1 pseudogene is annotated in these 245 nt (G+C 48.6%); it reads left to right on the plus strand.

What is annotated here, in order from left to right:
* Positions 1-34: 34 nt before the first annotated feature.
* Positions 35-245, plus strand: a pseudogene (locus NLF92_RS13590) (LacI family transcriptional regulator); the annotation flags it as partial.

Raw genomic sequence — 245 nt, forward strand, 5'->3', positions numbered from 1 at the left:
GTCGGTTAAAATTGACGAGCAGGAAAACATTGTCGTGTCAGATGACCGGGCTGCGCTCAGCGATATGGCGCGCTACCTGGTTTCATTGGGACACAAGGACATTGCGATTATCAGTGGTCCAAAGCATTACTATTCAACCGTAGAACGTTTGGAAGGGATCACGCATACCCTGGCGGAATTGGGTATGACAGTACCGCCAGAGCGTATCATTGAAGGTAAAAACAGCTACGAAAGCGGTATTGAGT

It is taken from the genome of Opacimonas viscosa, assembly GCF_024199005.1.
GTDB lineage: Bacteria > Pseudomonadota > Gammaproteobacteria > Enterobacterales > Alteromonadaceae > Opacimonas > Opacimonas viscosa.